General features: G+C 37.0%; 10 protein-coding genes. 1 reads left to right on the top strand and 9 read right to left on the bottom strand.

What is annotated here, in order from left to right; all coding sequences use genetic code 11:
* Positions 1–20 precede the first annotated feature (20 nt).
* The 9 genes from NF867_RS16130 to NF867_RS16090 form a co-directional block, all read right to left on the bottom strand.
* On the bottom strand, positions 21–3,107 hold the full coding sequence (locus NF867_RS16130; RefSeq protein WP_252589424.1) for a SusC/RagA family TonB-linked outer membrane protein: 3,087 nt from the start codon (positions 3,105–3,107) through the stop codon (positions 21–23).
* Positions 3,108–3,504: 397 nt separating this feature from the next.
* The gene (locus NF867_RS16125; RefSeq protein WP_252589423.1) at positions 3,505–6,120 is read right to left on the bottom strand and encodes a DUF4961 domain-containing protein; all 2,616 of its coding nucleotides are present in this window, start codon (positions 6,118–6,120) and stop codon (positions 3,505–3,507) included.
* Between the two features lie 100 nt (positions 6,121–6,220).
* Positions 6,221–7,282: a SusE domain-containing protein gene (locus tag NF867_RS16120; protein WP_252589422.1), complete on the bottom strand. Its 1,062-nt coding sequence runs from the start codon at positions 7,280–7,282 to the stop codon at positions 6,221–6,223.
* 56 nt (positions 7,283–7,338) lie between these two features.
* On the bottom strand, positions 7,339–8,934 hold the full coding sequence (locus NF867_RS16115) for a RagB/SusD family nutrient uptake outer membrane protein (protein ID WP_252589421.1): 1,596 nt from the start codon (positions 8,932–8,934) through the stop codon (positions 7,339–7,341).
* A gap of 24 nt (positions 8,935–8,958) precedes the next feature.
* Complete coding sequence (locus tag NF867_RS16110) at positions 8,959–11,964, bottom strand: SusC/RagA family TonB-linked outer membrane protein (RefSeq protein ID WP_252589420.1); 3,006 nt, start codon at positions 11,962–11,964, stop codon at positions 8,959–8,961.
* A gap of 214 nt (positions 11,965–12,178) precedes the next feature.
* On the bottom strand, positions 12,179–12,970 hold the full coding sequence (locus tag NF867_RS16105) for an inositol monophosphatase family protein (RefSeq protein WP_252589419.1): 792 nt from the start codon (positions 12,968–12,970) through the stop codon (positions 12,179–12,181).
* A gap of 1 nt (position 12,971) precedes the next feature.
* Positions 12,972–13,442 (bottom strand): GtrA family protein, encoded by a 471-nt coding sequence (locus tag NF867_RS16100; RefSeq protein ID WP_252589418.1) that lies wholly within the window; start codon positions 13,440–13,442, stop codon positions 12,972–12,974.
* Between the two features lie 54 nt (positions 13,443–13,496).
* Positions 13,497–14,831, bottom strand: coding sequence for a tRNA (N(6)-L-threonylcarbamoyladenosine(37)-C(2))-methylthiotransferase MtaB (mtaB, locus tag NF867_RS16095; RefSeq protein ID WP_252589417.1), 1,335 nt, complete (start codon positions 14,829–14,831; stop codon positions 13,497–13,499).
* A gap of 145 nt (positions 14,832–14,976) precedes the next feature.
* Complete coding sequence (locus NF867_RS16090; RefSeq protein ID WP_252589416.1) at positions 14,977–15,540, bottom strand: UbiX family flavin prenyltransferase; 564 nt, start codon at positions 15,538–15,540, stop codon at positions 14,977–14,979.
* 258 nt (positions 15,541–15,798) lie between these two features.
* On the opposite strand from NF867_RS16090, the gene NF867_RS16085 reads away from it, so the two are divergent.
* Complete coding sequence (locus tag NF867_RS16085; protein WP_252589415.1) at positions 15,799–16,335, top strand: thioredoxin family protein; 537 nt, start codon at positions 15,799–15,801, stop codon at positions 16,333–16,335.
* Positions 16,336–16,411 lie beyond the last annotated feature (76 nt).

Genomic DNA, 16,411 nt, shown 5'->3' with positions numbered 1-16,411 from the left:
AATTCAAAGTTTCCAATCAATTAAAAACCGATGTTAATACCCAATGTCCATGATTTTTGTTGAGGAGGAGTTAGGTAGGTAATATTTGGGCTCATATTTCGATCCTGAGCGTTCTCAAAATCACGGGCTATTTCAGGGTCACCACCTGGGTATTTAGTAAAAGTTAAAATATTGAATCCTGTTATATAAACCTTTGCACTATTGATACCCATGCGTTTTTGAAAATCTGCGGGTAGGTTATATGAAAGAGTAAGTTCTCGTAAGCGTACATACGAGGCATCATACAAGAACAATGTAGAGTTGTACTGCCATTCACTTGATAAACCATCATAGGTTCCGGTTTGCATTGTTAATCGTGGAAAACGAGTATCATCCCCAGGTTTTCGCCAGCGATCACCTATCTCACTTCTCATGGTCCAATCCGTTACAACCCCCATTTGTCGTTTGGCTGAACCATCGTAGATATTTCCTCCAAAAGAGAAATTGAACAGAACTCCGAGCTCAAATAATTTGTATTTAAATGTGTTGTTAAACCCTCCAAATGCATCAGGTGCCACCTTTCCGGTTACAACACGATGATCTAATGAAAAGGTTTTGGTTTTATTTCCGTCTTTATCTAACCAAATTGGCAAACCATCCGTTGGATCTGTTCCGTAATACCTTACCAGATAATTGGTTCCAACAGGATAACCTTCTACCACACGTGTATCATTTGTTCCACCACCGACAGCATCAGACGAAAGATCTCTTAGATCTATAACTTTGTTATTTAAGCTTGAAATATTAAAATTAGTCGACCAACTAAAATCAGCCGTTTTAATATTCACCGTATTAATAGAAAACTCAATCCCGTAGTTTTTTATTTTTCCAATATTCTGCCAATAAGTAGCCCAACCTGTTGAAAGTGGAAGGTTCCGATTAATAAGCACGTCTTTTGAAAGTTTATTATAGTACGAAAGTTCACCAGTTATACGCGCATTGAGCAATGAATAATCAAGCCCTATATCGAAGTTGTTTGATGTTTCCCATTTAAGATTTGGATTCTCAAGCCTGGTAGGGGCCGTAACTGGATTGTCGTTATAAAGAGGTAAAACATCCGGGGTTGCATATGTACCTCTCCATTCATTAAATGGTAGATTGGAGTTACCTGTAACACCAAAACTTGCACGTAATTTTAGAACATCAATAAAGGTTATCGATTTTAAAAAGTCCTCTTCCGAAATGATCCATGCACCTGAAATGGCTGGAAAAAAACCGTATCTGTAATTTCGACCAAATTTAGATGAACCATCAACCCGAGCTAAAGCCTGAATTACATAACGATTATTATAGGTATAATTGATCCTTCCAAAATAGCTTACAAAGGTCCATTGATCTCCAATTCTCGAATTCAACCCTAAAATTGTTGGATCATCCTCCATATTTCCATTGTATTCATATAAAGGGCCGTCTGCAAAATCCTGAGTTACAGTAGCATTTCGGCGTGTTGACTTTTGAGCTTCAATACCAATAGTACCTGTTAATTTATTTTGTTCATTTGGGTTCCAGTTGTATGAACCTACGAGTGAATTATTCCAGTTAGAAACGTAGGTTGGCCATCGTTCGGCTCTACCCTGTTCAGTTGGAGCACGTCCAACGAGTTCGGCATTTTGGTATTTATCTTCTTTAATATCCAGATAGTCTAAACCGCCATTAAAAGTAAAAGTAAGATCCTTTATCGGTGAGTAATTCAGAGAAAGAGCAGCCACACTTCGTAAATCAACGGTTCTCCAAATGGTCCCTTCTCGTTGTCGTACAGGGTTTGCCCCCAGAGAAAAAAATGAACCATCGGCATTGTAAACAGGATAAATAGGAAGTGCTGTCGACATTGCGTCACCCAAGCCTCCACTCCATGCGGCAGCAACCCGATTATTTTGTCCCCTTGTGAAGCTGCCATTTAAGGTGGCATTCAAGTTATCAAGGATCTTGTATTCGAACGAAACTTTCGCACCTGCACGACTATATGAGTTCCCCTTCAAATAACTATTATCTTTACTATAATTTGCGCCTAAATAGGCTTTATACTTTTTTGTACCATAGGTAAACGACAAATTATTATCATTTTGAATACCTGTTTCTGTTGTTTCATTCCACCAGTCAGTATTTGTTTTGCTGGCAAGATCCCATGATAAACCATTAGGCAATGGCGCTAACCCTGTATTTCCATCATTCTCCCATGCTTCCTGACGTAGCTGTAACCATTCTGATCCACTTATGAATTCAGGTTTAATAGAGGCGTTGGATAATCCAAGCCTGGTGGTAAAATTAAATACCGGCTTACCTTCTTTCCCTTTTTTGGTAGTGATAAGCACCACCCCATTGGAACCACGTGAACCGTAAATACCTGCAGCTCCTGCATCTTTTAACACTTCAATTGATTCTATATCATTAGGATTAAGTGCAGCTAAAGGGTTTTGGTTCATTGCCCCCCGGTTACTATTCAAAAAAGGATCTTGTGTTACAGGAATACCATCAACAACATATAAGGGATCACCACCGGCACTTATCGAGGCTGTTCCACGAATCCGTACCACCGAACCTGAACCTGCCAAACCGCTACCTTGTGTTACTTGTACTCCGGGGGCCCGGCCTTGAAGACTCGCCTCAAAACTTGGAGTTGGCAATGCTGTAATTTCTGCGGAATTAATTTTAGTAATTGCGCCGGTAACCTCTCTCCTTTTTTGTGTACCGTAACCAACCACTAAAACCTCGTTTAACGAATGTTCCTCAGGCTTCATTTGAACATTGATCTTTGTACTGTTACCAATGTTAATTTCTTGCTTTGAGTATCCGATAAACTGAAAAATTAGTGTGGAGTTTTCTGGAACATTCAGAGTGAACTTCCCATCACCATCTGTTGAGGTACCCAGTGATGAGCCTTTAACGACGACACTAACGCCGGGCATAGGAGCCCCGGATTCATCCACAACTGTTCCGGTTATTTTCACATTGGCCTCTTCAGTAATCCTGAAGCTTTTTAAAAGACCACTTGCAATACAATGATGGCCACCTTGAGCCACCACAATTACTTGCAATAGAAAGAAAATTCTAAGTAGATTTTGTTTCATGTTTTGACTTAGTTTAGAGATACCTAAGTTTAATAATGTATAATTGGCACAATAAGTTACAAAAATGTCAAAACCTGATTATCAGAAAGTTAATTGAAATTACTTATTATAAACATGATTAGATTAGCAATATTTTATCCTAAGGAGGTTATTGTTAACAGAATTGATATCAACAACTATCGATTATAGAAAATTCAACAAAAATTAAAAAATATTACAAAACACTTAACAAAACGAGGTGATTTTTATAAATTAATAAATAGAAGCGTTGATTATTATATTAATTATCAGATACATTTTTATAACTAATAATTATGCAGGAAATGGGTCTCCAATAATAAAGAAGCGGTCCGTATTTAAAAACACGGACCGCTTCTAACAATATATGTATCCTAAATTAAGGATTTACTACAGAACTTGTATAAACATGGTATTCACCGGCTTCAAGAGTGGTATTATAAGTACCGGCAGGTAAATTAATAGTTCCTGAACCACTGCCTGCATATTCATACCAGGCACCGGATGTAGGGAAGTTAATATTAATAGCCTGGGCGGTTACATCAAAGTTTCCAACAACAACAGTTTTACCCGCAGCTGATTCAATCACCATGTAACGTATACCAGTGTTACCTAATGAATTGGTAGTAACCGAGGCATTATCCAACCAATTGGTTTTTGTTTTTAACTTAACCATTCTTGAGTAAACATCATGCAGTTTCTTACGATTTGCATCTTGTGCATATTCCCAGTGAATTGGTTTTTCACCTGTACGTCCATTTTGGTCAATGGAAATATCGTAACCTAGCTCTCCGAATTGCCAAATCATATTAGGCCCTGGAACAGTAAACAAGAATGCAGTAGCCATTTGCTGACGATTTAATGCGGTTGCCAAATCTTTAGTATTATAAGAGCCACTTACATTTCCATAGCTTTTGTTTTTAAACAATTGTCGTTCTTCATCATGACTTTCCATGTAAGTCACCAGATTTGGGCTGGCAAAACCATGATTAGTATATAACGTACGAGAGAACTGTGAATCTGTCATCCATCCCATTGTTGCTTGGGCAAAGTTATTATTGAGGTTATTCCATAATAACATTCCTTCTGCAGCCAATTCTTTTTCTTCCTGATCGGCACCTAAGTGCTCCAGAATAACATAAAAGTTCGGATCGATACTCTTCATGTAGTTATTGTAATCTTTCCAGATGGCTATACGAGTAGCATCATATGCACTCCAGGCTCCCACATCATTAGGATTATTCTTTTGGGTGAAGCCTTTTGAAAGATCGAATCGGAAACCATCTAAGTGGTATTCCTCCATCCAAAACTTCATTACATTCTTACTAAAGTACTTCGTATCAGGACTTTCATGGTTAAAATCGTAACCCACATTGTAAGGATGCGTAGCATCGGCATTGAACCAAGGACTATTAGACGCCGGTTTTCCGGTAGTGCCATTCCAATATAACTGTACCATTGGCGACTGGCCAAAAGAGTGATTTAACACCATATCAATTATTACAGCAATACCTCTTTTATGGCACTCATCTATCACTTCCTTCAGCATATTTTTAGTACCATAATATTTATCAGGAGAAAAATAGAAGCTTGGGTTGTATCCCCAACTATTGTTTCCTTCAAACTCATTTACTGGCATTAACTCAATTGCATTAACACCTAATGTACTTAAGTAACTAAGCGTATCGCGTAAAGTTGAGTAACTGTGTGTTTGCAGAAAATCGCGCAAATGCAATTCATAAATTACCAATTTGCTTTTGACAGGGCGTGTAAAGTTTGCATATTTCCAGCTATAGGTTGGTTCGTTGCTTTGGGCAACACTAACAATACCTGTAGTTTTGCCGGTTGGATATGCCTTTAACCCAGGGAACACTGATGCTGGAATATACTGGTCGTTATTAGGATCAAGAATAAGCTCGCAATACGGATCGGCAACTTTTAGGTTTCCGTCAACCACAAACTGATATCCATATTTTTCACCTGGAGTGATGCCGTCAATTTGAATCCACCAACGTTTACCGTCAGGTGTTTTCTTCATAAAACCTTTTACATCCAATTTCCAATCAGTAAGATCACCGATAACGAATACATTTTGCTTATTGGGTGCAAATAAAGTAAATACAGCGGAAGTCCCATTATTGAGATAAGTAACTCCATCAGGTTTGGCACCTGCCGGTAATGCAGCAACTTCAACAGCTCCTTTTACAGTGATGTTAAATTTCTTTTCAGCAGTTTTACCACTAGAAGAAATCACTGCCTTAATTTCATTTTCGCCTGATTTTGTTAGCGAAACATCAGCTGTTAAAGAGGCTATATTTTCTGCTGATTTAACTTCTGTACCGTTTAAATAAATAGTAATCTTTCCTTTGGCTGAAGCTACAGAAGTAACTTTTACCGATTCTCCCATATTAGCAATGGAAGCTACAGGACTTGGCTCATAAAAAGGATTAAATTCCGGTGATGTAAATCGAATATTTAAAGTTCCACTTGCACTAATTGGCAAGTAAATATCGCTCCCATCAGCATTTCGACCTGATTTACTTCCGTCTCCATTTTTAAAGAGCATAGCTACCTTAAGTATTTTTTCGCCTGCTGGAACATTAAAAAATGATCTTGGGGTAAATTTAAGCTGATATTTATCCGTAGCAACTCTGGTAAGCTTGGCATTGGCATCAGGTTTACTAAAATCAGAGCTCTTAACATATTTCCAATCAGACGGACCTGTACTTTTATCTGTTATTACACCTGTCCATATGTAAACATCGCTCGCAAAGCTCTTAAGACCCGCGTTTCCTTTATCAGCATTAAAAACCAGGGTGATTTCCTTATCATCAGTAGGGAAAGCAGGGCTATAGGCAATTACAGCCTTTTCGTCAAGTGAATTCACCTCTTCAACCACAGGTGGTTTCGGAGGCGTAGGCTCATCATCTGACTTTTTACAGGCAGCGATAACCGTTATAATTGTTAGCAGTAATAACCCGAAATATTTTTTCATTAACATGTTTATTATGAATATTACAACGCAAAGATAATCAGCATTATACAAAACAAGCCGCCATTTATGTTGGCGGCTTGTTTTATTGACTTATATCAAATTAGTTTTTGACAATGGTATATGATTTACCAACAGCGTCTAATACAAGAGAGTAGCTTCCTGATGTTGCCACAGCAATATTAGCGCCACCTGGCTCTAAACTTCCGTTAGCGCCATCATCACCAAGGTTTACAGTCCACTCATCATTTAATCTGAATTTGAATGATTTACCACCTACAAGGTTCATTGTTACACTCCATGTTTTAGCAACCGGATCGTAGGTCATATTGGTATCAGTATCCCAACCTCCAGGTGTTGCATCACCAATAACACCCCATGAACTTGAAGCTAAGGTATATGTTCCTCCTTTTAAGGTTGGCATATTTAATCCAATACGATAATATCCATTGGCAGGAACTGGAATATTTTGCTCGCCATCTGAAATAAGCACACCTGGAGAGCCACCTTTCATACCCAAGTCTCCGCTCCAGCTTCCTTTTGTTGGCAATAGCTTAAACCCATCACCGGCAACAGTTAAATATTGATAGCTTTCAAATTTTCCATCGCCTAATGATGTAAAGGCCATAGCAGCGCCTTCATTCCAGCCAATAGTTGTAGAACCGCCTACCAAATACATTTCTTTAGGCTTTCCTGCATAAGTAGTAACTGCCATTGAAACGTTACCTGAATAAATTGGATCTACCTTATCTGTAATACTAGAAGAAATACGACATTCAACTTCAGAAACCTCAAATGGTGCTAACTTCAAGTCAGTTAATAAAGTATTAAACTGAGCTACGGTTAATGTTTGAACTATCGAACTTCCGTTACCCTCTGCATTTAAAGGATAAATTGCTGGTGCCGCGAAATTATTTCCTTTTTTATCAACTTGTAATACATAACTAACAGGAGCTGAATAACCATAATCAGCTCTTGTCCAACTAAAAGTAATTGCATCATCAGATGCCTTATCTTCCAATAATATTACAGCTTGTTTAGAGGCGGTTAATACAGATGGAGTGCCATCAGTTGCAATTACCATATCCTCATCTTTCTTACATGAAGTGAGCATTAGCGTAAAAACACTACCGAACAATAATATTTTCTTAAATATATTTTTCATATTATATCTATCTAATTATCATGTACTGCTGATTATCTCAGCAGTACATAAAAAAATTAATAATTTGGATTTTGAACTAGATTAGGATTAGCTGTTACATCAGCAGAAGGAAGAGGATAAAGATTTCTATAATCTTGTACACTCGAACCAGTAGGAGCCCCACCTTTCCATGGCCATAAATATGAACCTTCAACAAATTTGTGGAAACGAATTAAGTCAGTTCTTCTGAATCCTTCCCAATATAACTCACGTGAACGTTCATTTAACAGCTCATTTAAATCAATAGTAGTCAACTGCCCTGCAGCTGTTGTCTCATAGGCACGCGCTCGTAAAGTATTAACCGCAGCAAGTGCTTCTGTAGTGTTACCAGCACGTAATGCAACTTCAGCAACAATTAAGTGCATTTCCGCTAAACGGAATAAAGGAAAATCAGTATCAGAAAAACCCGTACTCATATTAGAAGAAAAGCTTCCATCTGATTTAAGGTTTTTGAATTTAATACAAGCGTATCCTTTACTGAAACTAATAACATCTTTAGCTTCATTAATATCCATACCATCATTATCAACAAACATTGCACGTTTATCAGGAGAGCTTAATGGAGTTGGGAACTGAAGCGGTAGATTTTTAGTACTGCGGTGTCCACCCCAGCCTGAGCTGGTACCAGATACATTTTTATCCATCGAACCACCTACGGATCCGTTTACCAAGAATGTTGTGCCACCATAGCCCTGAGTTTTAGCACCATCGTAATTAATACTAAGGATAATCTCACTTTTACCAGCAACGTTATTGTCGGCAACAAAAAGATCTTTATACTTAGGAGTTAACGTATAGCCTGCATTAATTACTTTTTTAGCATATACAGCCGCTTCAGCATATTTTGCAGTGCCAGTATATACCTCTGCATTTAAATATAAACGAGCTAATAAAGCCCATGCAGCAGCCTTGTCGGCACGACCATATTCATTTGTTTTTGGATCTTTTAATAAAGATTCGATTGCTTTTAATTCACTTTCTACGTAATTAAATAAAGCAACCCTATCTTTTTGAGGAGGTAATGAGGCTCCAATCGGGCTGTTTTCATCAACAAATGGTACATTACCGAATAAATCTACTAATACCCAATACTGATAAGCTCTTAAAAAACGTGCTTCTGCTGCTTGAAATTTGATTTCAGTAGCTTCTGCTCCACTAATACCTCGTGAACTTAATTTAGAATCAGTTGATTCTCTTAGAAATTCATTCGCCAATGTAATTTGGTAGTATGACCGGTTAAATAAACCTCTTAAAAAAGGATTATCAGCAGACCAATTCATCATGTGAAAATCCTGTAAGCCGGCATCTCCATTCCATGCGGTAATGGTTTCATCAGTTGGAAGCTGCTCTGCATTCCAAAACAAGCGGAAGAAATCTGAAGTTCCTTCATCAATTCCACCTAAATCACCCTGACCTGCAGGGCCGTTATTTCCGGTTGTAGCAAAACTACCATATACTTTGGCCAAAGCTTGTTTATAACCCGCAGCTGATTGATAAACCACATTTGAGGTTACATCATAAAATGGCTGTCTATCCAAATCATTTATACATGATGTTAAAGCAATCGCTAATACACCTGTTAATGAAATTTTCTTAATATATCTTGAATTCATGGTGATAATCTAAAATTGTTGTAACTAGAAATCTACTCCTACCCCTAAAGTGAACGTACGTGGACGAGGGTAAAAGTTATAATCAATACCGTTAGAAATTTCCGGATCTAAGCCTGTGTATTTAGTAATTGTAAACACATTCTGAACGTTTGCTGTCAAGCTCAAATTTGAGATTGCCTTGTTAATCTTACCAAAATTGTAACCTAAGTTGAAGTTATCCATACGGAAGAATGAAGCATTCTGCAAATAATAATCAGAATTGAACTGAGTACCATTGAAGCCTGTAGTTAACAAGTTTGTAGAGGCATTAGCCAGGAAATTTAATGGATTCAGGAGTGTTGTGTTTACACCTCTGTTTGAATAAACGTTGTTATATACATAGTTACCAAGAGAGCCATGGAACGACATTGATGCTGTCCATTTCTTGTAGTTTAATGATGTATTAGCTCCAAAAGTTACATCAGGATTTGATGATTTATATTGATACAGATCTTGGTTATTTAAAATACCATCTTTGTTTCTATCTACATAAGCACCTTCAATTGGTTTTCCTGCAGCATCATAAACTTGCTGATACATATAATATGAACCAACAGGGTGGCCAACACTATAGATCTGAACCGAGCTACCGGTACCTCCAGTTATACCTCCTGTTAAAACACCAGGTGATGTAGGGTCTTCTACAAGTGAAAGTTTGGTAATCTCATTTTTATTGAAGCCAACGTTAAAGCCAATGTTCCATGTAAGATCTTTTTTGCTTACCGGAATGGTGTTAACAGTTAACTCAATACCTTTATTATTTAATGAACCAACATTTGTTAATAGCATGTTGCTAAAATTAGCACCTGCTGGAACCGGAATTATACTCAATAAATCTGAAGTATTTTTATTATAGGCATCAATAGTAGCAGTAATCCGGTTATTAGCGAAACCTAGATCCATACCAATGTTAAACGCTTTGGTTTCTTCCCATTTCAAATTAGCATCATACGCTACAGGGCGGTACATCTGATAAAAAGTGTCCCCAAATTGATATTGAGCGGTTGATGTTGAAAGTCCATAAACTGGGATATAGCCATAATTAGCAATACCATCTTGCTGACCTGTAACACCCCAACCTGCACGCAACTTAAAGTCACTAATAGTTTTGGAGTCTTTCATAAAATCCTCTAAATTAACTTTCCAAGCACCTGAGATAGATGGGAAATATCCCCAACGTTTTTCTGGTGAAAATCTCGAAGAACCATCAGCACGCATACTGGCTTGAAGTAAATACTTATCTTTTAAGGTGTAGTTTAAACGACCAAAGAAGGAAACCATTGTATTTTGTTGCTTGTTAGGATAAGGAGTTGCAGCTAAAGTTTGCTCAGAACCATCAGTTGTATAAGTAGCATAATTTCCTTGGTTGCTTAAAACATCCTGATAAGTATAACCAGCAGTAGCATCTAAGCTACTCTCAATTGATTTGATATCTTTATTGTAATTAAAGAAGAAATCAAATGACTTATTGATTCTCTCTTGTGAATACTTAGCGTTTTGATATCTGTTGTAATATTGAGGCGCAGCATCAGCATCTGCAATTGTTTGCCCTTCTCCTTTACTGTAATCATAACCAACATTAAGATTAGCTTTTAAAGCAGGAAGAAACGGGAATTTGTAATCTAAACGAAGATTTCCTAAAAACTGGTTAACCGTACTATGGTTTGAATTCTGGTTTAATAATGCAACAGGATTGGCTGTTGTTTGGTTGTTCCAGTCGCCTTTGTTGTCTAACCATTGGTAATACCCACCATACTTATCATATTTACTATCATTACCATAAATAGTTTGTGTCGGATCAAATGAGATCGCGCTTCCGATAGCTCCTCCATTTGAGAATGAATTTTTAATATTTGAAAAACGCCCGTTAGCTTCAACTGAAAGGCTGTTTTTGAAAAATTTAGGAGTAAGCGAAAGAGCAGTTGCTACGCGTTTCATGTTATCTGTACGCACAATACCATCTTGGTTTAAATAACCAACAGAAGCACGATAAGGAAGCTTTTTAATACCACCAGTAAGACTTAATGAATTGTCAGTAGTAAATGCCTTCTGATAAATTTCATTTTGCCAGTCAGTACTAGCATTACCCATCATATCTTTCTGAGCTTGTGTACCATTAGCGTTTACATATGCACGGAACTGATCGGCTGACAATACATCTACTTTCTTGATAATTTGCTGCACACCATTTGAAGTGGTGAAATTAACTTTCAATTTATCATCAACCCCTTTTTTGGTGGTAATGATTACAACACCGTTTGTTGCACGTGAACCATAAATAGCCGCTGATGAAGCATCTTTTAAGATACTGAATGACTCGATGTCTTTAGGATCGATACGACTCAGAGGGTTTTGAGAACCTGCTAGAGAACCATTGTCCATTTGTACCCCATCAATAACAATTAATGGATAATTTGAAGCATTAAGTGAACTTCCTCCACGTATTAAAATGTTTGCACCTGCACCTGGAGCTCCACCATTAGATACGATTTGAACACCGGCAACCTTACCTGTCAATAACTGTTCTGGGGAAGCTATTGGTCCTTTTAAGAAGTCTTTCTGATTAACAGAAGCAATTGAACCGGTTAAATCCTTTTTAGCTTTTGTTCCGTAACCAATTACAACCACCTCATTAAGTACTTTTGACTCAGGTTTTAGAGTGATATTAACCTTGGTGATTTTACCATTCAGGGTTACTTCCTGCTTTACAAAACCGATGAATTGGAAAACTAATGTAGCATCAGCAGGAGTTACAATAGAATAAACACCATCAACATCAGTTGTGGAGCCTTTAGTTGTTCCTTTGATTGTTACAGTAACACCAGGAAGAGGCATACCCGTGTCATCGGTAATAGTACCGGTAACGGTTACATCTGCTTTAGAAATTTTGGTGATTAGATAATGATTGACATTTGGTGATGCCATTGCCGACCCCAAAGCAGGGGCTAACATTAAGGCATAGCATAGCCTTAAGGGTAAAGTTTTTTTCATAATACTGGCTGTTTTTTCTTTTTAAATTATTGCTGATTGAGTTAGCTCAATGCTTAATTCGAGTGCTAATATAAAATCCTCAACCTAATTGTCAAAAAAAACTTACCAGATATTAATATATTTTTTACATAAAACAGATTTTCAGTTAATTAAAAAGAATTATTAACCCCTATTAATTGATAAATAATCAACAAAATGGTTCTGTTGTTGTGAATTAAAAGTATTGTTTAGTAATTTTTAGAATATTATCTCCCGTAAAACCGTTTCCTGCAACTATCTCACGAGTATTAATGTACTCATCGCCACCAGTAAAATTGTGGATTGTTCCACCAGCCTGTTTTACAAGATAGGCTCCGGCTGCAACATCATACGCGTTTAAATTAAACTCGAAGTAGCCATCAAAACGTCCACATGCAACATAAGCCAAATCTACAGCTGCTGAACCAATCCTTCGTAATCCATGTGTTTGTTGCATTAATTCTTTAAAAACAGAAATATATTGTTCTGCTTTATCAAAATCATAGTACGGGAATCCGGTAGCTAGCAATGATTCACCCAAAGTTTTATTTCCTGAAACATTAATAGGGTGACCATTTAAATAGGCCTTCTCCCCTTTCCAGGTATAAAATAACTCATCAAGATTAATTTCGTACACTACACCTAATACAGGCTCATCATATTCATGAAGGGCTATACTAATGGAATAGGTAGGTATTCCGTGAATAAAATTGGTGGTTCCATCCAAAGGGTCAACAATCCAATTATATCGCTCTCCAGTTTTATTAATGGTTTCTTCTTCTGTTATAAAACCTGCTTCAGGCAGAATTTCTTCTAATGCCTTTACAATCATTTCTTCTGATGTTTTATCTACGTATGACACCAGATTATTCAATCCTTTATATTCAATCTTATCAGTGCTAAACTTTTTACGCTCTTCCCTGATAAAAGCTCCTGTTGCTAACGTGATCTCTTTTACTTGTAAAAAAATGTTTGCTAAATCAATCATATTAAACTGTTTTTACTCTGAATGCGAAATATTTTCCTAACAAAAAGCTCATTATAGCCACAATCATCGCTGAAAAAGCTCTTGAAAGCGTGGGCTCTAAATGCATAAACTCCACAAATAATTTCAACAGGAAATAATTAGCTGAAAAATTAATGGCCGCCACTAATGCATACCTGAATAACTGTACACGTGTACCAAGGTTTGAGTTATTGAAAACAAAAAACTTGCTAATCAGAAAATTAGTAATAAAACCGGCTGTAAATGAAACACAGAGTGCCGCAGTATGGGCACTTATTACTGAACCAAGAAAGTTTACAGATTGTTGCTCCAGTATATAATAGTAGAAAACCCGATAGAGAGCTATATCAACTAATGTAGCTGTGCCTCCTGATACCAGAAATCTAAAAGTTTTATTTTCAAATACTTTTTTTGAGAGAGTAAGGGCTTTTTTACGGCGTTCTCCGTGAGCCATCTGTAATACGGTTATTAGGTTTTAAAATGTTTAAAAAAGAATAGTCAACAAATATTAATGAACCAGAATTTCATCAGCTTCTTTAATATCAACATCTCCTTCGGTGTTTATTGCAACCAGTTGAACCTCTTTTAGTTCATTAACTAAAACAGGATCGTACTTTACTGAAACCTTAATATAGTTACGGGTAAAGCCATGCATTTTACCATCTTTGCAGTCGGCCTCAAATAAAACCTGATAGTTTTTAGTCAAATTTTGCTCGTAGAAGTAACGGCGTTTTTTCTCCGAAAGAATATGCAGCATTTTGCTTCTATCGGCTCGTTCCGAACCACTAACTACCCCATCAAAGTTTGTAGCAGGAGTATTTTCTCTTTCTGAGTAAGTGAAAACATGCAAATAAGAGATGTCCAGTTCATTCAGGAAATTATAGGTATCAAGGAAATCTTCTTTAGTCTCACCAGGAAATCCAACAATAACATCAACACCGATACAACAATCTGGCATTAATGATTTGATTTTGGCAACACGTTCGGCATATAGCTCTCTTTTGTACCGGCGACGCATAAGCCCCAGCACTTTATTATTCCCCGATTGCAACGGAATATGAAAATGGGGTACAAATCGCTTTGATTGAGCTACAAATTCAATAACCTCATTGGTCAACAGGTTCGGCTCAACCGATGAAATACGTATTCGATCAATTCCTTCCACCTTATCAAGGGCTTGAACCAACTCTAGAAACGTACTCTCATGCTTTTTGTTACCATGCTCACCTTTCCCATAATCACCAATATTCACTCCGGTTAGCACAATTTCTTTTACCCCTGAAGCTGCAATTTCAGCAGCCGATTTCACAATATTTTCAATCGTATCGCTTCTGCTCGCTCCACGGGCCAAAGGAATGGTACAGAAAGAACAAGTATAATCGCAACCATCCTGAACCTTTAAGAAAGCACGGGTTCGGTCTCCAATAGAATATGATGAAATGAATGTATTAGCTTCGTTAATAGGCTGATTATGAACTTCAGCTTTAGGCTTTTTAGTTAGGTCGCTTATAAAATCTAATAACCTGAATTTCTCTGCAGCACCTAAAACCAAATCAACCCCTGGAATTTCAGCAATTTCGGCAGGTTTCAACTGGGCATAGCAGCCAATTATTACCACATAGGCTCCGGGTGAATATTTAAGAGCCTCTTTCACAACCTTCTTACACTTTTTGTCGGCGTTTTCAGTTACCGAACAAGTATTAATCACGTACACATCAGCACCCTCCTGAAACTCAACCTGCACATAGCCATTATCGGCAAACATACGGCCGATGGTCGAGGTTTCGGAGAAGTTCAACTTGCATCCAAGTGTATAAAAACTAACTTTTTGAGGCGAATTCATAAGGGCGCAAAGATAAGTTTTTTGAAATTTAAAATCAGATAATTTGAGAATTTGAAAATGTAGTAATTAGCTGATTAATTGATGTATAAGTTATTTCCATTATTTTCTCATTTCAAACCCTCATATTTTCACTTCTCCATATTGCTTATTGCTCTCCCCATCTGAAGGAATCCATTTCTAAACCGGCAAGGTCTATTACACGGTTAACTACGGTTAGGGCAATCTCTTCATGCGTTTTTGGTTTGCTGTAAAATGAAGGACTGGCGGGGCAAATTATTCCTCCAGCTTCTGTAACCGTCTTCATATTGTTTATATGAATCAGGTTCAGAGGTGTATCACGGGTTACCAGAATAAGCCTTCTTCTTTCTTTTAGAATCACATCCGCCGACCTTGTTATCAAATCATCAGAAACACCAGCAGCAATACGGGCTAAAGTTCCCATAGAGCAAGGAGCAATAATCATCGTATTAAACTTTGCAGATCCTGAAGCAAAAGGTGCCATGAAATCTTTTTTATCATAAAATTTGAATGGGTATTTCGAATAGGAGTTATCATCCAGTTCGAACTCCCAAACCTGCTTGGCATTGTCAGACATCACAATTCCAATTTCCTCAACCTGATGACGAAGTTGAACAAGTTTATCAAGCAATACCTTTGCGTAAATAGAGCCACTAGCACCTGTAATCGCAATTATGATTTTATGTTTCATTTTACTGAAAATCAGTTGTTTAATAAACACCTCTTGAACGAATTCTATTTTACTACTTCAAATTAAAGCCTAATGAGTAAATTCACTCGCTAATTAAAATATATGAAAGTCGGAGCAAAAAATGCTGATAATAAAAAAGGGCCGATTAATCTCTTAATCGACCCCACATCTACCTATGAAAAACATGCCCTGGGTGGGCTCTACAAAAGTAGAAAGATTTACTAGATTATTAAAATATTTTATAAAAAAATTAAGAATATGCCTTTAGTTTTTACAAAAAGAGCCTTTTTAAGTGTTTTAACAAGCTTTTTGCTACTGTCTAATTTTTGTTACAGTCAGCAAAAAAAAGAGATTAAATGGTTAAACATACATGAAGTTGAAGCACTTATGAAGAATAAGCCTAAAAAAATACTAATCGATGTTTATACTGACTGGTGCGGATGGTGCAAAACGATGGATAAAAAGACCTATCAAAATGATGATGTTGTAGAAATCATCAATAGGGATTTTTACGCTGTAAAGCTGAATGCCGAAACAAGGGATACTATTACCTTTAATAAAAAGATATATGCCTACAATGCTAACTACAAATGCAATGAGTTTGCCGCGGCTATCCTAAATGGTCACATGGCATATCCAAACACCATATTTCTTGATGAAAAACTCCAATTATTGACTAACCTAACCGGTTTTATTAATAGTGATGAGTTTATTCCAATACTTAACTATTTTGCTGAGAATCATTATTTAAGTAAAAAATGGGAAGAGTATAAATCGACTTTAAAAAAAATGTAAAAACGAAGAAGAGGCTGTCTCAAAAGGACGGCCTCTTTCTATTTTCAGGGGTTATCAACAAGTTAAAGCAGGATTT

This window comes from Solitalea agri, from assembly GCF_023914155.1.
Classification (GTDB): Bacteria; Bacteroidota; Bacteroidia; order Sphingobacteriales; family Sphingobacteriaceae; genus Solitalea; species Solitalea agri.
The sequence above is the reverse complement of the archived record's forward strand: the minus strand, read 5'-3'. Positions and strand labels throughout refer to the sequence as shown.